We start from the raw sequence: 22,539 nt of genomic DNA, 5'->3' as shown, positions 1-22,539 counted from the left end.
AGGGGGCCGCGTCGGCCCACCCGCTGGGGTCAGAGGTGGTGCGTCGCGACGCGGGTCACACGTAGCGCACGGCGCGCCGGGGCGAGGTGAACCCCCACAGCTCGAGCCCGCTCTCCTTGGCCAGGCGGGCCGACAGGCTGGTGGGCGCCCCCACGCTCACCAGGGCGCCGACGCCGGCGGTGACCGCCTTCTGCACCAGCTCGAAGCCGGCGCGACCGCTCACCACCAGGCACGCCTCGGCCGCGGGGTGTCCCGCCACGGTGCGGGCCCCGGTGACCTTGTCGACGGCGTTGTGGCGTCCGACGTCCTCACGCACCACCAGGGCCTGGCCGTCGGCGGTGAACAGCCCGGCGGCGTGGATGCCGCCGGTGCGGGCGAACACGGGCTGCTGCTCGCGCAGCAGGTCGGGAAGGGTGCGGACGACCTCGGCGGTGGGGCGCTCGCCGGGCCAGCGGGTGCCGGGGGCGATGTCGAGGACGGCGGCGACGCTGTCGGCGCCGCAGACCCCGCACGCCGAGGAGCCGGCCGACAGCGCGTCGTGGCGGTGGCCGGGCGCCCGCTCGGGCACCGAGGCCAGCGTCAGGGTGACCACGTTGAACTCCTGCTCCGGGGCGAGGTCGACGTCGGTGCAGTAGGCGATGCCCGCGATGCCCGCCGGACCCGGCAGGCCCTCGTGCACCGCCCAGCCGGCGGCGAGCTCGAAGTCGTGGCCGGGGGTGCGCATGGTGACCCAGGCGCGGTGGGCCGTGGTGCCGGGCCAGGCGAGCCGGATCTCCAGCGGCTCCTCGGTGACCAGCCGGTCCTCGTGGCGGCGCACCGCCCCGGGGGTGCCGGGCTCGGCGTCGGGGGCGGGCGCGAGGTGCTCCTCGACGCGGGTGCGCACGGTGGGTCCGGGACGCCGGGCGCGGCCCTCGGCGAGGCTCATGCCGGGAACGCCCGGGCCACCGCGACGCGGTGCTCGAGCTCGTCGGTGGCGTCGACGACCCGCCGACGCACGGTGGCGTCGAGGCCGGGGGTGGCGATCAGGGCGTGCAGCCGCTCCACCGTGGCGTCGTCGAGGGCGGTCATCGGGAAGAACGACGACGCCACGTCGCCGAGCACCCAGCCCCGGTGCACGTCGACCAGGCCGGGCAGCTCGGCGAGGTAGCGCTCGACGTAGGCGGCGGTGAGGTCCTCCTGGCCGGGCTGCCACATGCCGAGGCCGGCGGCCTCCAGCTCGTAGTTGGTCGCCGGCACCCGCCCGGTGAACCGGTCCCAGGCGAACTCCTTCGCCGCGGGGTCGGGCAGCGCGGCCACGGCGCGGGTGTGCTCCGTCCCGGCCTTGGTCGAGTGCTCGCGCGCGAGCTCGGCGTCGAGACCGGCACGGTCGGTGCCGCCGAGGGCGGCCTGGCGCACCAGCAGGCGCCAGCGCAGCTCGAGGTCGACCTCGACGCCGGCGGGCAGGTCGTCGCCGGCCAGCCACGTCGCGAGCCGGGGGAGCGCGGCGGTGCTGGCGGCGGCCTGGAACACCGCGAGCTGGTGGGTGGAGCCCGGCTCCGCGGCGTGGGCGGCGCTGGTGGCCACGTCGTGCACCCGTGCGGCCGCGACGGCAGGGTCACCGGCGCGGGGCAGCACCGCGGAGAGCACCCACGGCAGCGTGTAGGCGACCGCGGCGTCGTCGTGCTCGTCCGGCAGCCAGGCCACGACGAGGTCGACCACGTCGTCGGGGGCGATGCGGGCGTGGTGGTAGCCGCTGCGCACCGAGTTCCAGGCACCTGCGCGCAGCAGGCTGTCGGTGGTGCGGGGCAGGAGGTCGACCAGCGCCGCCGTCGTGGTGGCGTCGGGCTCGACCACGGCCCAGGTGTCCTCGTAGGGGTCGAGCAGCACGGCGTCGTCGCCGGCGTCGTACGGCGTGCGCTCGCCCGCCACCGTGGTGGGGGCCAGCGACCAGGTGCCGCCGGGGGCCGCGCGGGCCACCCGGAAGGCGTGGGTGCGCTCGGCCTCGCTGCCGGCCGGCGGGACGCGCACCAGCTCGCCCCGCTCCCGGTCGAGCACCAGCCGGTCGGGGCCGGCGGTGCTCAGCCAGTCGCGGGCGAAGCGCGACAGGTCGCCGGCGCCGGCGCGCTCCCAGCTCGCGAGGAGGTCGTGCATGGTGGCGTTGCCGTAGAAGTGGGTGTCGAAGTGGTCGACCACCCCGGCGAAGAAGACCTCGTCGCCCATGCCCGCGGCGAGCTGCTTGAGCAGGCTGGAGCCCTTCGAGTAGGAGATGCCGTCGAAGTTCTGCAGCGCGGCGGTGGCGTCCTGCTCGCCGTTGCCGGCGACCGGGTGGGTGCTGGGCCGCTGGTCGGCGAGCAGGCCCCACTGGCGCCGGGAGTAGGCGTGGTAGACCCAGGCGTCGTCGTACTCGGTGACGTCGGCGGTGACGCGGGTGCCGAGGTACTCCGCGAACGACTCGTTGAGCCACAGGTCGTCCCACCACAGCGGCGTGGTGATGTTGCCGAACCACTGGTGCGCCATCTCGTGGGCCACCGTGGTGGCGCGCTGGATGCGCAGGCCGCGGGTGACGCGGCTGGGGAACAGCAGCGGGTCGCGGAACGTGACGCAGCCGGGGTTCTCCATGGCGCCGGCGTTGAACTCCGGCACGAACGCCTGGTGGTAGCGGCCGAACGGGTAGCGGATGCCGAACAGCCGGTGCATCTCGTCGAAGCACTGACGGGTCATCGTGAACAGCTCGTCGGCGTCGGCCTCGAGGGCGCCGGCCAGGCTGGCCCGGGCGCTCAGCGACAGCGGGATGCCGTCGTGCTCGTCGTGCAGCAGGTGGTAGGGCCCGGCGACGAGGGTGACGAAGTAGGTGGACAGCGGCCGGCTGGTCTCCAGCTCCCACACGCCCGGCTCGGGGTTGCTCGCCGGGGCGTTGCCGACCACCGTCCAGTCCTCGGGGGCGCGCACGTGGAAGGTGTAGGGCGCCTTCAGGTCGGGCTGGTCGAAGCAGGCGAAGATGCTGGGAGCGGCGTCCATGAAGGACATGCCGTAGACGTAGTGGCGACCGTCGGCGGGGTCGACCGAGCGGTGCAGGCCCTCGCCGTCGGTGCGGAAGCGCATCACGGCGTCGACGACGAGCTCGTGGGCGCCCTCGGTGGTCTCCAGCGGGAGCCGGCCGCCACGCAGCAGGTCGACGTCGAGCCGACGGCCGTCGAGGCGCACCTCGCGCACCGAGACCGGCTTGAGGTCGAGGAACGTCGCCCCGCCGCGCGAGGTGAACCGGATCGTGGTGACCGAGGAGAAGGTGGCGTCGTCGGCGGCGAGGTCGAGGCGCACGTCGTAGTGCTCGACGTCGAGCAGCGCGGCGCGGGCCTGCGCCTCGCTGCGCAGGAGGCCGTGGGCGGCGCCGGCGACGGCGGTGACGGGGGAGTCGGTGGTGCTCACGTGGCGAGCCTATGTGCCTGCCCCGACGGTGCACCTGGGGCCACCGTCACGATCCAGCCACGCGACCTGGGGCGATCGGCAACCGAACGGGTCCGCAGTGCGTCAACCTGTGCGAGGGCCGCGCCGTGCGGCCCACGTCACAGGAGGAGGGACGCGATGTCGCGACCCAGCACCACCCGCCGGGGCCGAGCCCTGGCCGCCACCACCGCAGCCGGTCTGGTGCTCGGCGCCGCCGCGGTCACCACCGCACCGGCTCAGGCAGCGCCCGCCGAGGACTGCACGCCGACCTATCCCCAGGCCGACGTCACCGCGGACGCCGCCGTCACGGGGCTCACCGTCTCGGAGGGCACCACGCCGGAGGCGTTCACCGGGTCGGTCATCGGCGTGCTCGACGACGGCATCGCGCCCGGCGTCGACATGATCATGGCCGAGCTCTCCTCTCCCGCCATCGACGCCGCCGGCGGCATCTGGTCGGGCATGTCCGGCTCGCCGGTCTACATCGACGACCGGCTCGTCGGCGCGGTCGCCTACGGCCTCTCCTACGGCTCCTCGCCGGTCGCCGGCATCACGCCGTACGCCGAGATGGACGACTACCTCACCGACGGCGCCCGCCGGGTCGCCGTCGACGACCGCACCGCCCGCGCGATCGCCGCCTCCTCCGACGTCAGCGCCGCCCAGGCCGAGCAGGGCTTCGCCCAGCTGCGGATGCCCGTCGGGATCAGCGGCCTCAGCCAGAAGCGCCTCACCCAGGCGAGCAAGGCCGACAAGCCCTACCTCGACGCCCAGACCTACGCCGTGGGCGCGGTCGGCAGGGCCGCGGCCGAGGACGCCTCGGCCGACACCGTCGTCGCCGGCGGCAACCTCGCCACCACGCTGTCCTACGGCGACGTCACCGCTGGTGCGGTCGGCACGGCCACCTCCGTCTGCGACGGCGAGGTCGTCGGGTTCGGCCACCCCTTCGGCTTCTTCGGCGAGACCACCCTCGGTCTCAACCCGGCGACGGCGCTGTACGTGCAGCCCGACTCCCTCGGCGCCCCGTTCAAGGTCGCCAACATCGCCCCGGCCGTCGGCACCATCACCGACGACCGCACGACCGGCATCACCGGCACCTTCGCCGAGCTGCCCGACGCCACCACCATCACCTCCACCGTGAGCTTCGAGGGCCGCGAGCGCACCGGCAGCAGCGACGTGTACGTCGACGACTTCACCGCCGACACGGTCTTCGCCCAGCTGCTGGTCAACCACGACCGGGTGCTGGACTCCTACATCCCCGGCACCGAGAAGCAGAGCTGGACGATCACCGGCACCGACGAGGTCGGCGCCCCGTTCTCGCTGAGCGCCGCTGACACCTACCTCTCGGACTACGACATCTCCTTCGAGTCGGTCTTCGACCTCGCCGACCTCACCTACGCGCTGAGCCGCATCGACGGGGTCAGCATCGACTCCGTCACCGTCGACGGCGTCGTCGACGACTCCACCGACGTGCTCCGCCTCAGCGGCATCGAGCAGCGCAAGGGCGGCGAGTGGGTCACCGTCGGACGACGCGACTCGGTGCGGGCCGAGGCCGGCTCGACGATGAAGCTGCGCGCCCTGCTCGAGGCGCCCGACGGGTCGGTCACCCACGCCCCGCTCTCGGTGAAGATCCCGGCGCGCGCCCGCCGCTCGGCGTACCTGGTCGTGCAGGGCGGCGGCTCCGACTACACCAACACCTACCGGATCAAGTCGGTCGCCCAGGCCGTCGAGGCCTTCGCCGACCCCGTGCAGAACGACGAGATCTCCGTCGAGCTGCGCGCCCGCGGCAAGGGGCTGCCCCGCAGCATCGTGACCCAGAGCGGTCCCTACAGCGAGGTCGTCACCGGCAGCCGCTACCTCGGGATCCGCGTCCGCTGACACAGGCCCCACCGCAGCACCGCCCAGCAGCACAGCACCGCACCGCACCGACGGCGGGCCCGGACCAGGAGTCCGGGCCCGCCGTCGGCGCGTGGGGTCAGAGGCGCACGAGCATCTTGCCGGTGTTGGCCCCGCCGAGCACGCCGAGGAACGCCTCGACGGCGGTGTCGAGGCCGTCGGTGAAGGTCTCGCGGTGCGTCAGCTCGCCGGAGGCCACCCAGGCCCCCACGCGGCGGTGGAACTCCGAGGCCAGGTCGCGGTGGTCGCTGACGATGAAGCCGCGGATGGTCAGCCGCTTCTGCACCACCATCATCAGGTTGCGCGGCGCCGGCGTCGGCTCGGTGGCGTTGTACGACGCGATCATCCCGCAGGCGGCGACGCGGCCGAAGTCGTTGAGGTGGGTGATCGCGGCCTCGAGGTGCTCACCGCCCACGTTGTCGAAGTAGACGTCGACCGGGCCGTGCTCGCCGAGGCGGTCGCCCACCGGCCCGTCGTGGTAGTCGAACGCCGCGTCGAACCCGAGCTCGTCGGTGAGCCAGGCGACCTTCTCCGGCGACCCGGCGGAGCCGATGACCTTGCCCGCGCCGAGCAGGCGGGCCATCTGGCCGACCGAGGAGCCCACGGCCCCGGCGGCGCCGGAGACGAACACCGTCTCCCCCTCCTTCAGCTCGCCGATGCGGGTCAGCCCGACGTAGGCGGTGAGCCCGGTGGTGCCGAGCACCCCGAGGTACGCCGACGCGGCCACGTCACCGACGTCGAGGCGGCGCACCGCCGCGCCCGGCAGCACCGCGTGCTCGCGCCAGCCCGCGTTGTGCAGCACGACGTCGCCGGGGGAGAGGTCGGCGGCGCGCGACTCGACCACCTCGCCGACGGCCCCGCCCTCGAGCGGCTCACCGAGCCGGAACGGCGGCACGTACGACTCGGCGTCGTTCATCCGCCCGCGCATGTAGGGGTCGACCGACATCACGGTGCTGCGCACCAGCACCTCGCCGTCGGCGAGGTCGGGAAGCGTGGTGGTGACCATCGCGAAGTCGTCGGGCACGGGGGTGCCGGAGGGTCGTCGGGCCAGGTGGATCTCACGGGTCTGGGCGGTCATGACCCCGATGCTGCCAGTGCCCGCGGCGGCGGCGCGGGCCGGGCGAGAGGGGTGCGTGAGATCACAGGTCCGTCGGCGGGCGTTCCGGTGTAGCAGTCGCTACGCTGTAAGAGTCGTCGAACACGATGACCCATGACACCGCACCACCACGACCGAGCCCCCGGGAGGGGGCGAGAGGGATGAGAGCCACCATGCACTCGCAGCTGTACGTCGCCCACGGGATCGCCTCCGGCAGGATCCGCCCCGAGCGGGAGGCGACCGCGCAGCGCAACCTCGCGCTGGTGATGGCCCGCCGCCGGCGGGTGCGCCGCGGCCTGGAGCCCCAGGACTCCTGAGCCACCCCGGGCGCCGTGCGGGGCTGCCCCGCACGGCGGGTCACCGGACGGTGGCAGGCTGTCGCCCATGAGCGACCAGCAGCCCTCCCAGCCGTCCCCCGACCTCGACGTCGATCCCGCCTCGGCCGCCCCGGCGGGTGTGCCGGTCGGAGCCAGCGCCGACGCCGCACAGCCCGACGCCGACGTGAGCAGCCCCGTCGCGGCGCCGTCGTACCCCGACGGCTCGCACCGCGCGGTCGACATGGTGCGCATCGGGGAGCGTCGCTACAAGGCCACCAACGCCCGCGGCGGCGTGCTGCCCGTGGGCTCCGGCGACGACCCCGACTTCACCCCGGTCGAGCTGCTGCTCGCCGCCCTGGTCGGCTGCGGCGCGGTCGACCTCGACCACGTGACCGGCAAGCGGGCGCCGTTCGCGTCGTTCGCCGCCCGCGCCGAGGGCCACAAGGTGCGCGACGAGGACGGCAGCCACCTGGTGGGGCTCACCGTCACCTTCGACGTCAGCTTCCCCGAGGGCGACGACGGCGACCGCGCCCGCGAGGTCGTGCCGCGCACCGTGGAGATGATCCAGGACCGGCTGTGCACCGTCGGGCGCACCGTCACCCTGGGGGAGCCGGTGCGCTACACCACCGGCGACCTCGCCTGAGCCGCAGTCCGCGGCCCACGGCCCGGGTCAGCCGACGGTGACGCTCTCGATGTCCACGGGCGTGGCCGGGGCGCCGTCGCCGGCGCCGGTGTCGGTGCCCTCGTCCGCGACGTCCTCCAGCACCTGGAGGCCGGCGTCGTCGATGGTGCCGAAGACGGTGTAGTCGGCCGGCAGCGGCGAGTCCTCGTAGACCATGAAGAACTGCGAGCCGCCGGAGTCGGGGTACATCGTCTTGGCCATCGCCAGGGTGCCGGCGGGGTAGGTCTCGTCACCGGTGAGCTCGTCGGGGATCGTGTAGCCGGGTCCGCCGGTGCCGGTGGCCGTCGGGTCGCCGCACTGCAGCACGTAGATGCCCTCGGTGGTCAGGCGGTGGCAGGTGGTGCCGTCGAAGTAGCCCTGCTCGGCCAGGCTGACGAACGAGTTGACGGTGCACGGGGTCGCGTCGGCGTCGAGGGTCAGGCCGAGGTCGCCGGCGCTGGTGACCACGTCGACGCCGACCTCGCCGGAGACCGTGGGCGACTCCGCGGGCGGGTCGACCGGAGCGGCCGGCTCGCCGTCCTGCGGGTAGGCGCACGCCTCGCCGGGGGCTGCCGCCGGCTCCGACGCCGGGTCCGAGGCGGACTCCGAGGCCGACGGCGCGGGGTTGCTGGCCGCGTCGTCGTCGGAGCCGCAGGCGGCCGTCGTGGTGAGGCAGGCGAGCACGGCCGCGGCGGCGAGGGGGCGCGCCAGCGGACGACGGACGAGGGGTCGGGTGCGCATGGGCCCGATCGTAGGGGCCGCGGCCTAGAGGTTCCTGAGCGCCCCGTCAGCCGTTCTGGCCGCGCGCCGTCACCGCCCAGGGCCGCAGGCCGCCGGCCTCCTCCACCCACAGGTCGGAGGCGAGGTTGACCGCGGCGCACACGTGGTTGGGCACCACGTCGACGACCGTGCCGAGCGGGGGAAGCGCCTCGTCGCCCAGGTCGGCGACCGCGTGGTGCTCCGACAGCGCCACCAGGCGCGCGCCGGGGTGGTCGAGCAGGCGCCCGAAGCCGGAGGAGTACGGCGCCCGGTCGGCGCCCAGCGTCTTGCTGCCGGCGTCGAGGACCAGGCGCCCGTGGGCGTGGCTGACGACGGTGGCGCGGGCGGTGAGCGCGACGTCGGTCGGGTCGAGGGCCCCGAGCTCCCACTGCTGGGCGTCGCCGAACACGTAGACACCCGGGCGGAGCTCGTCGACGACGTCGCCCGCGCCCGGCACCAGGCTGGCGGTCAGCGTCGGCGTCGAGCCGCCGGAGACCACCTGCACGTCGATGCCCTCGGCGCGCACGGCGTCGCGGGCGGTGCGCAGCGCGGCGATCTCGTCGCGCACGGCGCCGGCCGCCGCTCCGGGGGCGTAGCCGTGGCCGGGGAACGTGAAGACCCCCCGCACCGTGAGCCCGGCGCGCCGCGCGGCCAGCGCGACCGCCCCGGCGCCCTCGGGCTCGACGCCGGTGCGGTGGTGGCCCGAGTCGACCTCCACCATCACCTCGATGCCCGAGCCGCCGAGGCGGCGTCCGGCGTTGGCCGCCCCGGCCACGGAGTCGACCCCGAACGCGATCCGGGCGATCTCGGAGAGGTCGCGCAGCCGCACCGCGCGCTCGTCGTCGAGCCACAGCGGGTAGGCGATGAACACGTCGGTGCAGCCGTGGCGGGCGAACACCTCGGCCTCGCCGACGGTGGCCACGGTGATGCCGACGGCCCCGGAGACGAGCTGCAGCCGCGCGATCTCCACCGACTTGTGGGTCTTCACGTGGGGACGCAGCGACACCTGGAGGGCGCCGGCCCGGTCGGCGGCCCGGCGGACGTTGCGGCGCAGCCGGTCGAGGTCGACCCGCAGGTGCGGCGTCGGTGGCGCCGACACCATCACATCTCCTCGTGGGTGTCGGGGTCGCCGTCGAAGAGCCGACCGTCGGGGCGCCCGAGCGCGGTGATCGCGGCGACCTCCTCGTCGTGCAGGGAGAAACCGAAGACGTCGAGGTTGGCGCGCTGCCGTTCGGGCGTGGCCGACTTCGGCACGGGCACCGAGCCCAGCTGCACCTGCCAGCGCAGGATCACCTGGGCGGGGGTCACCCCCAGCCGCTGCGCCGGACCGGTGACGGCCGGGTCGGTCAGCGGCGCGTTGCGCTTGCCCAGCGGGCTCCACGACTGGGTGCGCACGCCGAGGCGCTCGTGCACGGCCCGGGCCTGCTGCTGGGGGAAGTGCGGGTGCAGCTCCACCTGGTTGACCGCAGGGGTCACCCCGGTCTCGTCGAGGAGGCGGGAGAGGTGGGCCTCGGTGAAGTTCGAGACGCCGATCGAGCGGACCAGCCCCTCGCGCTGCAGGTCGACCAGCGCCCGCCACGCCTCGACGTAGCGACCGACCGACGGGTTGGGCCAGTGGACGAGGTGCAGGTCGATGCGGTCGAGGCCCAGCCGCTCGAGCGAGCCGCGCACGCTGGCGACGGCGTCGTCGTAGGCGTGGTCGCGACCCGGCAGCTTGGTGGCGACCACGACCTCGTCGCGCGGCACCCCGCTGCGTCGCAGGCCCTCGCCCACCGCCTCCTCGTTGCCGTAGTTGACGGCCGTGTCGAGGAGCCGGTAGCCGACCTGGAGCGCCGAGACCACCGCGTCGACGCAGGCGTCGTCACGCAGCGGGTAGGTCCCGAGGCCGATGGCCGGGATCGTGGTGCCGTCGTTCAGGTCGTACGTCGGGGTCGCGAGAGACATGGCGCCAACCTAGCGCCGGGCGGTGTCGGCGGCAGGCCCGTCGGCCCCGGGGGAGCGCGACGAACCCGCCGTGCCCACGCCTCAGGCGCCCTGCGGCCCGCGGTCGTCGGGGGTGGCCTCGTGGTGGCGACGGCCGCGGCTGCGCTCGTCCTCCTTCATCTCGGCCTCGAACAGGTGGCGCCGACCGCCCACGAGCTCGTCGCGGGCGGCCTGCTCCAGCTCGCGGAAGACCGACCAGTACGTGTCGTCGTACTCCTCCATGATCTGGAAGGTCCAGCGACCCTCGAGCACGTTGCGCCCGACGAGCTCGCGCTCGATGCGGTCGGCGAGCGCGCCGTGGCCGGCCTCCCGCAGCTTGGCGACGCCCTTCCCGAGGGTCAGGTCTGCGGTGCCGGAGAGACGGTGGAAGGTGTAGAGGTGACCGCGGGCCACCTCGACGGCCTCGAGGGCCTCGGAGATGTCGCCGAGGGCCTCCACGGTGAGGTCGTCGACGCCGTCGGGCCGTTGGTGCGAGGCCAGCGGGCCGTCGCCCTGCTGGGGGCTCACGACAGGACGTCGGCCGCGTGCACGGCGCCGTGCTGGCTCTCGATCGCGTCGGCCAGGCGCGCGACCTCGTCCTCCGACAGGTCCACCCCGACCTCACCGGCACCCTTGCGCAGCTCCTCGGCCACGGTGCCCTCGGTGGCGCCGTCCTGCCAGGAGGTGACGCGGTCGACGACGGCCTGGACCGCCTCCATCTTGTCGCTGTTCTGCTCGCTGCTCTGGGTCATGTCCCGAACGTAACCGCGCTCCCCGGGGCGTTCCCCACCCCTAGGGGCGGCGCGTCCGCTGCCTGGCCGGTGGTCGGTCGGGAGGTGTCGTTCGGCGAACGGGGGGTGGTCATCAGGGTGGGGGAGGATGGCCGGTCGGCTGATTTTCGGACGTTGCCGGGCGTCGGCCCGGCGCGCGACCTAGCATCAGCGGTGTCGCCGTACCGGCCCGTGGGGGGTGGTGCCCGGTGTCCGGCGACAGCGCATCTCGGGTGAGGACCGCACGGCGCACGACGCCGGGCGGCCCCGCGCTCCGTGGTGCGGCGAGACCCACCGCGACCCCGTCACCGACGCCCGATGGAAGACACGACCATGAGCTCCGCTGGAGACCAGTCCACGACCCCCCTGCCGTCCGCACGACGCGGTGCCCGAGACCGACGCCGCGCCGGCCGCGGGCTGGTGGTGCTCGCCTCCGTCGTGGGCCTGGCCCTCGGCGCCACGGTCGCGCCCAGCTCGTCGCAGCCCGGCGAGGCCGACGACCGGACCCGCGTCGCGGCCCGCGTGGTGACCGGGTCGCTCGAGGTCACGCCCCGCGCCTACGTCGGGGGCCAGCAGATGACCTTCACCGGCGCCACGGGCCGCACCGGCCGCCAGGACATCCACCTGCAGTACCACATGAACCGCCCCGGTGACCGGTGGACCGACGTGCAGAACTCCGCCGCCACCACCGACGAGGACGGCCGATTCCGGTTCACCTTCCCGGCGCCGGCGATGTTCAACATCAGCTACCGCGTGGTGTCCGGCCAGGCCGCGACGCCCGCCCACCTGTTCCACGCACGCTCCCAGGAGGTCGTGGCGCACGTCGCGCTCCAGCAGGGCGTGCCCGAGGGTGCCGCCGTCGCCGGGCGCACGTTCACGGTGGTCGCCGACACCACGCCGCTGGTGCGGGGCAAGCAGCCGCCGGCCTTCCCCGGCCGGCTCGTGGAGCTGCAGAAGCGGGTCGACGGCTCCTGGCAGACCGTGGCCACCGACGAGGCGGGCCCCGAGGGCACCGCCGTCTTCCAGGTCAGCGAGCCCACCGCCGGGCGCCCGGTCTACCGCGCCCGCCAGGACGACTGGTTCGTGGGCGGCGACCGCGTCGGCTGGTTCGCCTCCCACCCGTTCCCGGTCACCGTGCTGGCGCCCGGCGCCCCTGCCGCGGCCCGCGCGGCCGCCGCCCGCCCCGCCGTGGCCCCGGCCACCTCCAGCGGCGACCCGGTGCCCTTCGCCGCCAGCCCGCGTCGCGCGGGCGGTTCTCCCAACGCCAGCTCGAACTTCGGGTGGGGCCAGTCGTTGTTCGACTTCGCCTGGGAGTACGGCGAGTCGCTCACCTCCGCGCCGTTCCGCGGCAGCCGGCTGCAGGGCGGGTGGCTCGACACCTCCGACGGCTTCGGCCGCGCCGCCCACGTCAACGGCGGGTTGTTCCTCCAGAGCAGCCAGGGCCGCGGCGGGCGCGGTGACCGGGGCACCACCACCGCCACCCTCGACGGCAACAGCCAGCGCACCGGTCGCTGGGAGTTCCGCCTGCGGGCCGCCACCTACGAGACCAGTGCGGCGAACTACCAGGTGCGGGTCGAGCTGGTGCCCGTGGGCGCCGACGTGACGTCGTGCGGGCTCGACACCATCACGGTCGCCGACTTCACGATGCGCTCGCCGGGCATGCGCCTCGGCGTCCGCTCGCGGGGCGCCGACGCCGCCTGGACGATGACCCGTCCCGGCATCACCCTCACCGACATCCCCCGCAACGTCGCGGTGGAGGTGGCCGGCAACCACATCACCTGGTTCTACGACGGCCAGGTGGTCGGCACGGTCAAGGACGCCGCCGCCGTCTCCGGCAAGCTGCTGACCCCCCGCATCAGCCTGGTCGGCAAGAAGCGCCTCGAGATGGACAGCACCGTGCTGACCTCCGACTGGCAGCGCGCCTGGCCCATCGGCTCCGGCACCCAGGCCACCGGCGGCGCGGGGCTGACCAGGACTGCGCTCACCGACGGCTGCTGACCGCCGGCCGGCAACCGCTCGCCGCGGGTGGGCCGATGAGTCGCCGGCCCGGTGCCGGTCGGAGTGGGCATGACCCACGAGACCCGCGTCGCGGTCGACGGCGCCGAGCTGTGCGTCGAGCTGGTCGGGGACCCTGCGCACCCGTTGGTGGTCCTGGTCGCCGGTGCCGCGGCGAGCATGGACCTGTGGCCGCCGGCGTGGTGCTCCGCGCTCGTCGCCGGCGGCCGGCGCGTCGCGAGGTACGACCACCGCGACACGGGCCGCTCGACGACAGGCCCGCCCGGGGCGCCGACGTACGGCGGCGCGACGCTGGCCCGTGACACCGCGGCTCTCGTGGAGGCGCTGGCAGGACCCGGGGGCCGGGCCCACCTGGTGGGTCTCTCGATGGGCGGCGGCATCGCCCAGGCGGTGGCTCTGCGCCGCCCCGAGCTGGTGGCCTCGCTCACCCTGGTCGCCACCAGCGCGGTGGGCGGCGTCGACCACGACCTGCTGCCCGGGCCCGACCCGGCGGTGTCCGCTGCGTTCGCGGCGCCCCCGGCCGACCCCGACTGGGCCGACCGGGGGGCCTACGTCGCGTGGGCGGTGGCCGGCGAGCGCACGTTCGCGGGCCGGGCGACGTTCGACGAGGGCGCTGCCCTCGAGGCGGCCACCCTCACCTGGGAGCGCTCCCACGACGTCGCGGCCGCCGGCAACCACTGGCTGGCGGTCGAGGCCGACGACCCGGAGGGCCCCGACGGTCCCGACGGCCCGCTCGACGCCCGCCGGATCGCGGTGCCGACCCTGGTCGTGCACGGCGCCCTTGACCCGCTCTTCCCGCCGGCGCACGGTGAGGCGCTGGCCGCCGCCGTGCCCGGCGCGCAGCTCCTGCTCGTCGACGACATGGGCCACCAGGTGCCGCCACCCGCGTCGTGGCCCACGGTCGTGCCGGCGGTGCTGACCGTCACCTCCGACCCGACAGCCCCGACCGCCGCCGCCCGGAGCCGGTGAGCACCTGCGGGGTGCGTCACGGGATGACGCGGCGCTCCCGCAGGTCGGCGACGAGGTCGGCGAACATGGCGCGGGTGTCGACGTGCTCGGTGAAGCCCAGGCGGCGCGCCTTCGAGCCGTCGCTGAGGAAGTCGTGGTCCCAGGAGAAGACGGCGTCGCCGAAGGCCCACGACGACACGTCGGCCCACGGCGTCGGCGCGAGGTCGTGGGTGGCGACGAGCCGCTCCCACACCGGCTGCTTGTCGGCCATCACGTCGCTCAGCGACATCGGCAGCGGTGCGGCCACGTCGACGCCGAGGACGTCGGCGAGGTGGGGCCACATCTGGTTCCACCGGAACAGGTCGCCGTTGGTGATGTTGAACGCCTGGTTGGCGGCGGCCGGCTCCGTGGCCGCCCAGACCGTGGCCCGGGCGAGCAGTCCCGCGTCGGTCGTCTCCAGCAGCGTGTCGTAGGCGCCGGGCCGGCCGGGGAAGCGCATCGGCACCTGCAGCTCCTTGCACAGCGTCGCGTAGACGGCGAGCACGGACACCAGGTTCATCGGGTTGCCCAGGGCGGTGCCGCACACCACCGACGGCCGCAGGGCCGACCAGGTCCACGGCTGGCCGGCCTGCCGCTCCACCAGGTAGCGCTGCTGGTCGAGGTTGAACTCCGGCGGGAGGTGACCGGGGTCGTCCTCGCGGGCGGGGGTCTGGAACGGGCCCAGGTGGGCGCCGTACACCTTGTAGCCCTGCATCAGGCTGACGTGGCGCAGGTCGGTGGCGCTCGCGGTGACGGCCTCCACGGTGTGGACGAGCATCGCCAGGTTGGGCGCGACCAGCTCGGCCCAGGTCGGCCGGTCCTGGAACGCGGCGTAGTAGACGTGGGTGACCTCCGGCAGCCGCGACAGCGCCGCGCGGGTGGCCTCGGCGTCGAGCAGGTCGACGGCGACGTGGCGCACCGTCGCGGTGTCGGCGCCGCCGCGGCGGGAGATCCCGACGACGTCGACGTCGGGCAGCGAGGCCAGGTGGTCGAGCAGGGTGGAGCCGATGACGCCGTGGGCGCCGACGACGAGGGCGGTGCTGCGGGGCGGGTGCACGAGGTACCTCCAGGGACGGGTCGGTCCGCCGGTCGACGGGCCACGTCCACCGTGGGTGCCGTGGCCGGACCGCACCACGCCCGCCGCAGGGCAGGCACCCGGTGCCTATCCCTGGCAGGGTCACCCTCCGCGGCCCGGCCCCCGCGCGGGGTGGGTGAGACTGGGGGAGTGGAGGCCAACACCGACTTGGGGCAGTTCCTGCGGGTCCGACGCGCGCGTCTCGACCCGGCGGAGCTGGGCGTGGCGTCGTACGGACGGCGGCGCGTGCCCGGCCTGCGTCGCGAGGAGCTCGCGCAGCTGGCCGGGGTCAGCGCCACCTACTACACCCGCCTCGAGCAGGGCCAGGGCGCCGGTGCCTCCGACGGCGTCCTCGACGCCGTGGCGCGGGCGCTGCGGCTCGACGACGACGAGCGCGCCCACCTCCACCGGCTCGCGCGGCCTGCCCGCACGGCCCGCACGGCCCGCACCGCCCGCACCGACCCGGTCGACGCGCCGTCGGTGCCGGCCACCCTCGGCGCGGCCACGGCGCAGGTGGTGGCCGCGATCGGCGACGTGCCGGCGCTGGCGCTCGACCGGCGCAACGACGTGCTGGCCTGGAACCCCCTGGCCCACGCCCTCCTCGCCGGGCACCTGCCGCTCGACGCGCCCACCGATGACGGTGTGCGGCCCAACACGGTGCGGATGCTGTTCCTCGACCCGCACACCCGCGAGCTCCACGCCGACTGGGAGCAGGAGGCCGAGCGGGCCGTCGCGTCGCTGCGCCTGGTCGCGGGCCAGCACCCCCACGACCCCGGGCTGGCGTCCCTGGTCGGTGAGCTGTGCATGGGCAGCGACGACTTCGCGCGGCGGTGGGCGCAGCACCCCGTGGGGGCCTGCACCGAGGGCACGAAGCGCTACCGCCACCCCGTCGTGGGCGCCCTCGACCTGGCCTTCACGGTGACCACGGTCGCCGACGGCACCGGCCACCGGCTGATGCTGCTCAGCGCGGCCCCGCGATCGGCGTCCGACCACGCGCTGCGGCTGCTGGCGGGCGCAGTCGCCTAGCCGGCGGACGCGCTTCCGGCCGAGGCGGTGGCGCGGTCGTCACGCGTCTCCTCCTCGTCGCGGCCCGCGAAGCACGCCACCGACCCGAGCATGACGCAGACCAGCGCGGCCGCGCCGGCGCCCAACCCGTACCCCAGCTCGGCACGCCGGCACGCCTGCGACTCCGCACCGTCGTCGGAGCCGTCGCCGGCGGGTGGGGCGGTGGAGCCGCTCACGATGAGCCCGCCGCACCTCGCCTGCTCGGTGGTGGTGACCTGCTGGCCCTGCTGGCGCTCGGTGTGCTGGTAGGTCGCCGACGGCGCCGAGGCCAGCAGCACGGCGGCGACCACCCCGGCCAGCACAGCCAGCACCAGCACGACCGCACGCCCCGAGCGACTCATGACTGCACCGTAGACCCGGTGCCCGGTCCTGGGCTGCGTCCTGGGCCGGGCCGTGTCGCCTAGCGGGCGGAGACGACGCGCGTGGAGGCGGCCATGTCGCCGACGCGCTGGTTCTTCTTGCTCGCCAGCGCCACGAAGAAGCCGACCGCGTAGAAGAAGAGCCCGTCGACGACGCGCAGGAGGGTGCGCAGCAGCACCGCGCCGGCCCCCAGGTCACCGCGCTCGGAGACCACACGGATGCCGACCGCCTTCTTGCCCAGCGTCTGGCCGGTCGTCAGCTCGAGGACGAAGAAGTAGCCGAGCGCCACCAGCGCGGTGAGGAGGAACGGCAGCCCGGTGAGCGAGACGCTCGCCGAGCCGTCACCCGTCCGGCTCTCCCCGAAGAGGAGGGCCGAGACGACGAACAGCGGGATCAGCACCAGGCTGTCGAGGAGCAGCGCGCCCACCCGCTTCCCCAGCGACGCGTCGGCTCGCCCGTCGGGTGTGGAAGGGGCAGGACGGTTGTCAGTTGCGCTCATGGGCAGATTCCTACCGCAGACCGCACCGCCCCGTCCTGACATCGACCAGACCGGCCGTCGGCCGAGGTCGCGCCCCGCTACCGCACGCGACCGAGCCCGACCACGTGGTGGGTGAGGTCGAGGACGCCCGGCAGGTGGGCGGTACGGCGGGCGACGGTCAACGCGGCCTCGAGGAGCTCGGGGTCGGGCCCGGTCACCTGCTCCAGGGCGAGCCCGGCGACGCCCTCCACCGCGACCAGCTCGACGTCGAGCAGGCCGGCCGCGGCCAGCTCGTCACCGAGCTCGGCCGCGGTGTGGAAGTGACCGGCGGGGAACCTGCCGGCCGTCGGGGGCGTGCCGTGCTCCAGCAGCTCGACCCACTCGGCGGGGTAGGGGTGCGGCGCGGGTGCGGCCAGGGCCACGGCGAGGTGGCGCGACAGCCGGGGTATCGCGGCGGCCACCACGAGACCGCCGGAGGCCACGACGCGCACCGCCTCGCGCAGGCAGGCGAGCCGGTCGTCGCGGGAGCGCAGGTGGTAGAGCGGACCGAGCAGCAGGGCGGCGTCGAACGCGTCGTCGGCGAGCTCGAGACGGCGGGCGTCGCCGACCAGCGCGGTGAAGGTGCCGTGCCGGCGGGCCTGCAGGACCTGGGCCTCCACCGGGTCGACCAGCGTGACCCGGTGGCCCGCGGCGGCGAGGGCGGCGGCGTGCACGCCGGTGGCGCCGCCGACGTCGACGACGCGCGAGCCCGGCCCGAGGCGTGCACCGACCATCTCCTGGGTGCGCACCAGCTCGAGGACGCCTGCCAGCGAGCGCGTCGTCAGCCGCGACGACTCGTCGAACTGGTCGGCGTAGTAGGCCTGGATCGCCGCGTCGGTGGCCGCCTGGTCCATGCCGGGAGCCTAGGCCCGACCACGACCGAGCCGCGTCGTCCCGGCACGGCCTCGGGCCGTCACACCACGACCGTGTGGCGGGCCGGCTCCCGGTAGAGCGGGTACAGGGGACCGACGACCCGGTGGGCCGTCTCCCACGACCACCACGCCGGGCCGCCCAGCCGCGCCTGGGCCGCCTCGGTGAGGTGCACCTGCGCGGTGTGGCCGCCCGACGGGCGGTCCTGCACCCGCACCAGGTCGAGGTCGGCCTCGAGCGAGGCGCGGCACGCCGCCTCGCCGACGCGGCCGTGGGAGAGCACCTCGACCTCCATCCCGGTGACCAGCACCTTGGCGGCCACCACGCCGTCCTGGGTCGTGGTGGCCGCGAGCACGTCGTGCTCGGCCAGTGACGTCAGCAGCCCGGCCAGGACGTCGGCGGGCGCGCTCGACGTCCGGCCCGCGGGGGCGCCCGGCACGGTCGGCGCGGTCGGCGCGTGCAGGTCGGCGTACGCCACGGTGTGCTCGCGCACCGGCTCGACGAGGGCACGGAACCGGTCGGGCGGGAGGTCGTGCCAGGCCCGCATCGCCTCCGCCTCACGCCCGCCGGTGGGGGAGCGGTCGACGCGGTCGAGGTAGGCCGCGGGGGCGACGGCGCGGGCCAGCGCGGGGTCGCCGAAGCAGAACGCCTTGCGGGCGCGGGAGTTGGCGTACTCCAGCAGCGCCTTGGTCAGGCTGACCTCGGGGTCGGGGTGCGCCGCCTCGCCGCAGGCGCTGAGCACCACGGGCGTGCCGGGCTGCGGGTCGAGCCCCATGACGTACGTCGAGCACACGCCCAGCTCGGTGGCGGCGTGCTTCAGCACGGGCTCGATCCCCACGGCGCGCAGCCGCTCCACCAGGGCTGCCACACCGGGGGGCAGGCCTGCCGGGTCGAGAGCGGGGGAGAGCCGGTCGAGGGCGCGGAAGCGCAGGCCGTTGGTGTGGCGCTGGAGCACCTCGCCGATGCCGTGGGACACCGCCCGGGCGGTGTCCAGCCCGGCGCCGAGGCCGTTGGTCACGGGCGGCACCAGCGGCTCGGCCCCGGCGAGGTCGGCGGTGTCGCTGGCGACCCAGTCGAGCGGGGCCAGCACCGTCTCCCCGGTGCGCACCCGCTCCACCGGCACCCAGGTCAGGGGACGGTCGGGGGTCCAGTCGGCCCCCGCCGGAAGGCCGAGGAGCCGGGGGTCGACCACGCGGTCGACGCCCTCGCGGGCGACCAGCTCGCGCCACGAGCCGCGTTCCGCCTGGGCGCGCAGCCCGGTCAGCGCCGCGCCCATCAGCACGCCCTCCGCCAGCTCGCCGAGCCCGCCGAGGACCGCCGCGTCCGAGGTCGCGCCGTACCCGTTGCCGTGGTGGGTGAGCCGGTTGCCGACGAGCAGCGAGCAGCTGGTGACGGGCACGCCGGTGCGGTCGACCCCGCTGATGTCGAACTGCACGACCGTGCCGTGCCGGCCGAGCACGGCGGCGTACGCCTCGGCGGCCCCGTCGGACCGGTCGGCGCTGTCGGACCCGTCTGGCTCGCGGGCGGGGGTGGCCGTGGTGGCCGGGTCGTTCTTGGACATGGACGGTAGACCTTCCTCGATGACCCGTGACTCGCACGACCGCGACTTCTACGAGGCCGACGTCGCCACCGACGCTAGCCCGTCGCCCCTGCGCGAGGTGATCCTGGCGCAGGCCCTGGAGCCGGGGGGCGCGGCCGTGGTGCTGTTCACCAGCGCGACGCTGGCAGCGGGCGGCGGCGAGGTCGACGAGGCGGTGGCCGAGCGGGTGGCTGCGACGTCCACCGAGCTCGGCTCGGGCCCGGCAGCACCCGAGCTGTTCGGCCCGGAGGCCTACGTGCTGCAGTCGGCGCTCGGCTCCGACCTGCTGCCGGAGGGGGCGTGACCACGACGCCCGGCGGCGCGTGGACGCCCGGTCACAGCACCGCGCTGCTGCGCGCGCCGCTGCTGGCCTGCAACTACCACGACGTGCTGCCGGAGAACCGGGGCGCGGTGGAACGGCGGCTGCGGAGGCTCGTCGAGGTAGGGCCCTCGCTGGACCTCGAGACCGACGTGTCCGGGTCGCCGGACAGCGGCGCGCTGCCCGAGCCGCGGATCGTGGTGGGCTTCTACGACAGCTACCGGGAGGCAGGCCTGTTCGGTGCCGACCTGTGCCACCGCCTCGGCATCCGGGCGTACTTCTTCCCGCTGTTCGAGCCGTTCGACGAGCCCGGCACGGCGTCGCTGACCGACGCCGAGCTCGCCGACATCGCCACGGTGCACGAGCTCGGGTTCCACACCAGCAGCCACCGCTCGGCCGCGGAGGTCACCGAGGCCACGCTGCCGCACGAGGTCGCGGAGCCGTACGCCCGCATCGGCGAGCTGAGCGGCCGGGCCCCCCGCATCGGCGCCTGGCGCGGCGGCTCCCGGTTCGACGACGCGCTGCCGGGCAACCGGCTGCTGCGCGACCTCGGCCTGCGCTTCGTGATGTCGAACTGGTCGGTCGAGGCCGTCCCCGCGGCGCCCGTGTCGCCGGGCGGCGGCTAGTCCGGATCGGGCCGGCCGGGGCCGGCTCACCCCATGGTGCGCTGGCCGTCGATGCTCTCGCGCAGGATGTCGGCGTGCCCCGCGTGCTGGGCGATCTCGGCGACCAGGTGGGTGAAGACCCGCCGGGCCGACCAGGTGGCGCCCGGCTCGAACCACGGGGCGGCCGGGAGCGGTTGCGTCGCGGCCAGGTCGGTGGTGGCCAGCGAGGCGTCGGTGGCCGCCGCAGCGTCCCGGTAGTCGGCGACCACGCCCGACAGGGTCTCACCGGGCAGCAGCCGGAAGCCGTCCTGGTAGGCCTGCACCTCCGGCGGCGGGTCGGCCCAGTCGATGTTCTCCCAGTCGATGTCGGGGCCGTCGGCCGGCGGCCCCACGGCCACGAAGTCGACCCACTCCCGCTCGGTGGCGGCCACGTGCTTGACCAGCCCACCCAGGCACAGGGTCGACGCCGTCGGGGTGAGCCGGGCCTGGTCGTCGTCGAGGCCGTCGACGGTGCGGAGGAAGAGAGCCCGGTGCTTGGTGAGGGCCTCGAGCAGGTCGGCCCGCTCGGCGGCGTACGGATCGGTGGACGGCGCTGTCGTCATGACGTCGACGCTAGGGGTTCGCCGGTCCCGGGTCCACGTTCGAGCACCGCCTCACGCGCCGGTCCTGCCGTCGACACCCTCGCGGAGCAGGTCGGCGTGCCCGCAGTGCTGGGCGTACTCGGTGATCATCCGGAGCACCAGCCACCGCAGGTCGACGTCCTCCTGCCAGTCCAGCGGCCGCGCGACGTCGTCGAGGTCGTGAGCGGCCAGGATCTCGCGGGAGACCGCGCACTCCGCGCGCCAGGTCTGCAGGTCGGTGGCGAAGTCGGCGTCGGGGGGCGGGTCGAAGTCGAGGTCCGGTGCGCCGGGGGCGGAGAACAGCAGCGGCACGTCGCGGCGTTCGAAGTTCTGCTGGAACCACCAGCGCTCGACCGCGGCGAGGTGACGGACCAGGCCGTGGAGCGACATCGTGGACGGCGGCACCGAGCGGGCGCGCAGCTGTGCCGGGGTCAAGCCGCGGCACTTCATCTCGACGGTCGCCCGGTAGTGCTCCAGGTAGGACGCGAGTGCCTCGCGCTCACCGGCCACGCGCGGGATGCGCGGACGGTCGTCGTCCGCCCAGCCGGGCGAGAAGTCGGCCTCGGTCAGGCCGGACTCGGGACGAGCCGCGTCGTGCGAGGGGGAGCCACCCATGGGCAGCACCCTGGGTCATCGCCGATCGGCTGTCCAGGACCCCCGGACGACGAACGCCCCCGTGGCCCTCAGGGGGTCACGGGGGCGGTGCTGGACCGCGACCGCCGGCGGTCGCGGCCTGCGGCGTCAGAGGACGCGGTAGATGGTGATCTCCTCGAAGGCGCCGGTGTCCCCGATCTCCACCTCGGCGACCTGCACGCCCGGGTCGAGGTCGGCGGTGCTGCCCTCGTCCTCGAACTCGGACTCGTCCTCGTCGGACTCGTCCTCGAACGCGTCGGACTCCTCGATCTCGATCTCGGTGTCCTCGTCGACGACCGCCGTGAGGGCGTGACCCGCCACGGTGGTGATCGTCAGCGAACCGGTGGTGCTGTCGAAGGCAGCGATCGTGCCGAAGAGGTCGCCGTCGTCCTCGTCGGACTCCCCGTCGCCGTCGGCGTCACCGTCGCAGCGGTCCTCCAGGGCGTCGTCCTCGTCCTCGTTGGCCTCGCCGTCGTCGTCGGAGTCCTCGTCGCCGTCGAGGACGCCGTCGTCGTCCTCGTCGCTGTCACCGCGGGCCAGCCCCAGCTCGTTCTCGTCCTCGTCGTCGACGTCGTCGCGGTCGTTGTCGTCGTCGTCCTCGCGGCAGGACTCGCCGGCGTCGTCCTCGTCCTCGTTGTCGACCTCGTCGTCGTCGGAGTCCTCGTCGCCGTCCTTGACGCCGTCGTCGTCGGTGTCGGCGTCGTCGACGTCGGTGGTCCTGGTGCCGTCCTCGACCTCGTCGCCGTCGTCGTGGCCGTCGTTGTCGCTGTCCTCGTCACGCAGCGCGGTGCGCAGGCGGTACTCCGCGAGGTTGACCAGGGCGTCGCGGTCGAAGTCGGCCCTCGCGTCCGCCGCGCTGGAGGGGTTCATGCCGTGCGCCTTCTCCCAGCGATTGGGGATGCCGTCGCGGTCGGAGTCGCGCACCGCGGCGTGGGCCGAGACGCTTCCGAGGCCGGTGACGAGGAGGGCGGTGACCGCGGTGGCGGACAGCGCCTGGCTGATCTTCATGGGTGCT

General features: G+C 74.9%; 24 protein-coding genes. 8 read left to right on the top strand and 16 right to left on the bottom strand.

Features of this window, described 5'->3' with window-relative positions; all coding sequences use genetic code 11:
• Positions 1-55: 55 nt before the first annotated feature.
• Together AC4OR8_RS16690 and pepN are read right to left on the bottom strand one after the other, a co-directional pair.
• Complete coding sequence (locus AC4OR8_RS16690; protein ID WP_492166717.1) at positions 56-925, bottom strand: formate dehydrogenase accessory sulfurtransferase FdhD; 870 nt, start codon at positions 923-925, stop codon at positions 56-58.
• Positions 922-3,405 (bottom strand): aminopeptidase N, encoded by a 2,484-nt coding sequence (pepN, locus tag AC4OR8_RS16685; protein WP_492166716.1) that lies wholly within the window; start codon positions 3,403-3,405, stop codon positions 922-924. The genes AC4OR8_RS16690 and pepN overlap by 4 nt, the downstream gene beginning before the upstream one ends.
• 156 nt (positions 3,406-3,561) lie before the next feature.
• Between pepN and AC4OR8_RS16680 the strand changes: the two genes are divergently transcribed.
• A complete protein-coding gene (locus tag AC4OR8_RS16680; protein WP_492166715.1) occupies positions 3,562-5,295 on the top strand; it encodes a SpoIVB peptidase S55 domain-containing protein in 1,734 nt (577 codons plus the stop codon).
• 97 nt (positions 5,296-5,392) lie between these two features.
• Here the strand turns inward: AC4OR8_RS16680 and AC4OR8_RS16675 are convergent, their stop codons facing one another.
• On the bottom strand, positions 5,393-6,391 hold the full coding sequence (locus AC4OR8_RS16675) for an NADP-dependent oxidoreductase (protein ID WP_492166714.1): 999 nt from the start codon (positions 6,389-6,391) through the stop codon (positions 5,393-5,395).
• A gap of 191 nt (positions 6,392-6,582) precedes the next feature.
• Here AC4OR8_RS16675 and AC4OR8_RS16670 point away from each other — a divergent pair, with 191 nt between their 5' ends.
• Positions 6,583-6,726, top strand: coding sequence for a hypothetical protein (locus tag AC4OR8_RS16670; protein ID WP_492166713.1), 144 nt, complete (start codon positions 6,583-6,585; stop codon positions 6,724-6,726).
• Between the two features lie 67 nt (positions 6,727-6,793).
• Entirely contained in the window at positions 6,794-7,369 is a 576-nt protein-coding gene (locus tag AC4OR8_RS16665) for an OsmC family protein (protein WP_492166712.1), read from the top strand.
• 27 nt (positions 7,370-7,396) lie between these two features.
• Here the strand turns inward: AC4OR8_RS16665 and AC4OR8_RS16660 are convergent, their stop codons facing one another.
• The 5 genes from AC4OR8_RS16660 to AC4OR8_RS16640 all read right to left on the bottom strand — a co-directional run bounded on the left by AC4OR8_RS16660 (position 7,397) and on the right by AC4OR8_RS16640 (position 10,860).
• Positions 7,397-8,128 (bottom strand): peptidylprolyl isomerase, encoded by a 732-nt coding sequence (locus AC4OR8_RS16660; RefSeq protein WP_492166711.1) that lies wholly within the window; start codon positions 8,126-8,128, stop codon positions 7,397-7,399.
• 46 nt (positions 8,129-8,174) lie between these two features.
• A complete protein-coding gene (locus AC4OR8_RS16655) occupies positions 8,175-9,248 on the bottom strand; it encodes an alanine racemase (protein ID WP_492166710.1) in 1,074 nt (357 codons plus the stop codon).
• A complete protein-coding gene (locus AC4OR8_RS16650) occupies positions 9,248-10,090 on the bottom strand; it encodes an aldo/keto reductase (protein WP_492166709.1) in 843 nt (280 codons plus the stop codon). Before AC4OR8_RS16650 ends, AC4OR8_RS16655 begins: the two co-directional genes overlap by 1 nt.
• A gap of 81 nt (positions 10,091-10,171) precedes the next feature.
• Complete coding sequence (locus AC4OR8_RS16645; RefSeq protein WP_492166708.1) at positions 10,172-10,636, bottom strand: hypothetical protein; 465 nt, start codon at positions 10,634-10,636, stop codon at positions 10,172-10,174.
• Positions 10,633-10,860: a hypothetical protein gene (locus tag AC4OR8_RS16640; protein ID WP_492166707.1), complete on the bottom strand. Its 228-nt coding sequence runs from the start codon at positions 10,858-10,860 to the stop codon at positions 10,633-10,635. The genes AC4OR8_RS16645 and AC4OR8_RS16640 overlap by 4 nt, the downstream gene beginning before the upstream one ends.
• A 351-nt stretch (positions 10,861-11,211) precedes the next feature.
• On the opposite strand from AC4OR8_RS16640, the gene AC4OR8_RS16635 reads away from it, so the two are divergent.
• Both AC4OR8_RS16635 and AC4OR8_RS16630 read left to right on the top strand, forming a co-directional pair.
• Positions 11,212-12,876 (top strand): hypothetical protein, encoded by a 1,665-nt coding sequence (locus AC4OR8_RS16635; protein WP_492166706.1) that lies wholly within the window; start codon positions 11,212-11,214, stop codon positions 12,874-12,876.
• 69 nt (positions 12,877-12,945) lie between these two features.
• A complete protein-coding gene (locus AC4OR8_RS16630; RefSeq protein WP_492166705.1) occupies positions 12,946-13,863 on the top strand; it encodes an alpha/beta fold hydrolase in 918 nt (305 codons plus the stop codon).
• A 16-nt stretch (positions 13,864-13,879) separates the two neighbouring features.
• Here AC4OR8_RS16630 and AC4OR8_RS16625 read toward each other — a convergent pair whose 3' ends face one another.
• Entirely contained in the window at positions 13,880-14,938 is a 1,059-nt protein-coding gene (locus tag AC4OR8_RS16625) for an SDR family oxidoreductase (protein WP_492166704.1), read from the bottom strand.
• Between the two features lie 168 nt (positions 14,939-15,106).
• Here AC4OR8_RS16625 and AC4OR8_RS16620 point away from each other — a divergent pair, with 168 nt between their 5' ends.
• Complete coding sequence (locus AC4OR8_RS16620; protein ID WP_492166703.1) at positions 15,107-15,982, top strand: helix-turn-helix transcriptional regulator; 876 nt, start codon at positions 15,107-15,109, stop codon at positions 15,980-15,982.
• Here AC4OR8_RS16620 and AC4OR8_RS16615 read toward each other — a convergent pair.
• From AC4OR8_RS16615 to AC4OR8_RS16600, 4 genes are all read right to left on the bottom strand, one after another.
• Positions 15,979-16,362 carry a hypothetical protein gene (locus tag AC4OR8_RS16615; RefSeq protein ID WP_492166702.1) on the bottom strand — a complete coding sequence of 128 codons (384 nt, stop codon included), beginning with the start codon at positions 16,360-16,362 and terminating at the stop codon, positions 15,979-15,981. The two genes, AC4OR8_RS16620 and AC4OR8_RS16615, sit on opposite strands and share 4 nt — an antisense overlap.
• Before the next feature lie 59 nt (positions 16,363-16,421).
• Positions 16,422-16,880, bottom strand: coding sequence for an RDD family protein (locus tag AC4OR8_RS16610; protein ID WP_492166701.1), 459 nt, complete (start codon positions 16,878-16,880; stop codon positions 16,422-16,424).
• A gap of 77 nt (positions 16,881-16,957) precedes the next feature.
• Positions 16,958-17,752: a class I SAM-dependent methyltransferase gene (locus tag AC4OR8_RS16605; protein WP_492166700.1), complete on the bottom strand. Its 795-nt coding sequence runs from the start codon at positions 17,750-17,752 to the stop codon at positions 16,958-16,960.
• Positions 17,753-17,811: 59 nt separating this feature from the next.
• The gene (locus AC4OR8_RS16600; protein WP_492166699.1) at positions 17,812-19,329 is read right to left on the bottom strand and encodes a YcaO-like family protein; all 1,518 of its coding nucleotides are present in this window, start codon (positions 19,327-19,329) and stop codon (positions 17,812-17,814) included.
• Between the two features lie 19 nt (positions 19,330-19,348).
• Between AC4OR8_RS16600 and AC4OR8_RS16595 the strand changes: the two genes are divergently transcribed.
• Positions 19,349-19,651, top strand: a complete 303-nt coding sequence (locus AC4OR8_RS16595; protein WP_492166698.1) for a hypothetical protein — start codon at positions 19,349-19,351, stop codon at positions 19,649-19,651.
• Positions 19,648-20,292, top strand: coding sequence for a hypothetical protein (locus AC4OR8_RS16590; protein WP_492166697.1), 645 nt, complete (start codon positions 19,648-19,650; stop codon positions 20,290-20,292). The genes AC4OR8_RS16595 and AC4OR8_RS16590 overlap by 4 nt, the downstream gene beginning before the upstream one ends.
• Positions 20,293-20,318: 26 nt before the next feature.
• Here the strand turns inward: AC4OR8_RS16590 and AC4OR8_RS16585 are convergent, their stop codons facing one another.
• The 3 genes from AC4OR8_RS16585 to AC4OR8_RS16575 form a co-directional block, all read right to left on the bottom strand.
• Positions 20,319-20,873: a DinB family protein gene (locus AC4OR8_RS16585; protein ID WP_492166696.1), complete on the bottom strand. Its 555-nt coding sequence runs from the start codon at positions 20,871-20,873 to the stop codon at positions 20,319-20,321.
• Positions 20,874-20,924: 51 nt separating this feature from the next.
• Positions 20,925-21,506: a DinB family protein gene (locus AC4OR8_RS16580; RefSeq protein WP_492166695.1), complete on the bottom strand. Its 582-nt coding sequence runs from the start codon at positions 21,504-21,506 to the stop codon at positions 20,925-20,927.
• A 126-nt stretch (positions 21,507-21,632) separates the two neighbouring features.
• The gene (locus tag AC4OR8_RS16575) at positions 21,633-22,532 is read right to left on the bottom strand and encodes a hypothetical protein (RefSeq protein WP_492166694.1); all 900 of its coding nucleotides are present in this window, start codon (positions 22,530-22,532) and stop codon (positions 21,633-21,635) included.
• Positions 22,533-22,539 lie beyond the last annotated feature (7 nt).

It is taken from the genome of Nocardioides sp. FY1077 (assembly GCF_058681775.1).
Note: the sequence above shows the minus strand (reverse complement) of the source record. Positions and strands in the feature narration are given on the sequence as shown.

Coding starts and splice junctions, on each gene's coding strand:
- AC4OR8_RS16690 (WP_492166717.1), bottom strand. CDS start 925: ATGAGCCTCGCCGAGGGCCGCGCCCGGCGTCCCGGACCCACCGTGCGC.
- AC4OR8_RS16680 (WP_492166715.1), top strand. CDS start 3,562: ATGTCGCGACCCAGCACCACCCGCCGGGGCCGAGCCCTGGCCGCCACC.
- AC4OR8_RS16675 (WP_492166714.1), bottom strand. CDS start 6,391: ATGACCGCCCAGACCCGTGAGATCCACCTGGCCCGACGACCCTCCGGC.
- AC4OR8_RS16670 (WP_492166713.1), top strand. CDS start 6,583: ATGCACTCGCAGCTGTACGTCGCCCACGGGATCGCCTCCGGCAGGATC.
- AC4OR8_RS16665 (WP_492166712.1), top strand. CDS start 6,794: ATGAGCGACCAGCAGCCCTCCCAGCCGTCCCCCGACCTCGACGTCGAT.
- AC4OR8_RS16660 (WP_492166711.1), bottom strand. CDS start 8,128: ATGCGCACCCGACCCCTCGTCCGTCGTCCGCTGGCGCGCCCCCTCGCC.
- AC4OR8_RS16655 (WP_492166710.1), bottom strand. CDS start 9,248: ATGGTGTCGGCGCCACCGACGCCGCACCTGCGGGTCGACCTCGACCGG.
- AC4OR8_RS16650 (WP_492166709.1), bottom strand. CDS start 10,090: ATGTCTCTCGCGACCCCGACGTACGACCTGAACGACGGCACCACGATC.
- AC4OR8_RS16640 (WP_492166707.1), bottom strand. CDS start 10,860: ATGACCCAGAGCAGCGAGCAGAACAGCGACAAGATGGAGGCGGTCCAG.
- AC4OR8_RS16635 (WP_492166706.1), top strand. CDS start 11,212: ATGAGCTCCGCTGGAGACCAGTCCACGACCCCCCTGCCGTCCGCACGA.
- AC4OR8_RS16630 (WP_492166705.1), top strand. CDS start 12,946: ATGACCCACGAGACCCGCGTCGCGGTCGACGGCGCCGAGCTGTGCGTC.
- AC4OR8_RS16615 (WP_492166702.1), bottom strand. CDS start 16,362: ATGAGTCGCTCGGGGCGTGCGGTCGTGCTGGTGCTGGCTGTGCTGGCC.
- AC4OR8_RS16610 (WP_492166701.1), bottom strand. CDS start 16,880: ATGAGCGCAACTGACAACCGTCCTGCCCCTTCCACACCCGACGGGCGA.
- AC4OR8_RS16605 (WP_492166700.1), bottom strand. CDS start 17,752: ATGGACCAGGCGGCCACCGACGCGGCGATCCAGGCCTACTACGCCGAC.
- AC4OR8_RS16600 (WP_492166699.1), bottom strand. CDS start 19,329: ATGTCCAAGAACGACCCGGCCACCACGGCCACCCCCGCCCGCGAGCCA.
- AC4OR8_RS16595 (WP_492166698.1), top strand. CDS start 19,349: ATGACCCGTGACTCGCACGACCGCGACTTCTACGAGGCCGACGTCGCC.
- AC4OR8_RS16585 (WP_492166696.1), bottom strand. CDS start 20,873: ATGACGACAGCGCCGTCCACCGATCCGTACGCCGCCGAGCGGGCCGAC.
- AC4OR8_RS16580 (WP_492166695.1), bottom strand. CDS start 21,506: ATGGGTGGCTCCCCCTCGCACGACGCGGCTCGTCCCGAGTCCGGCCTG.
- AC4OR8_RS16575 (WP_492166694.1), bottom strand. CDS start 22,532: ATGAAGATCAGCCAGGCGCTGTCCGCCACCGCGGTCACCGCCCTCCTC.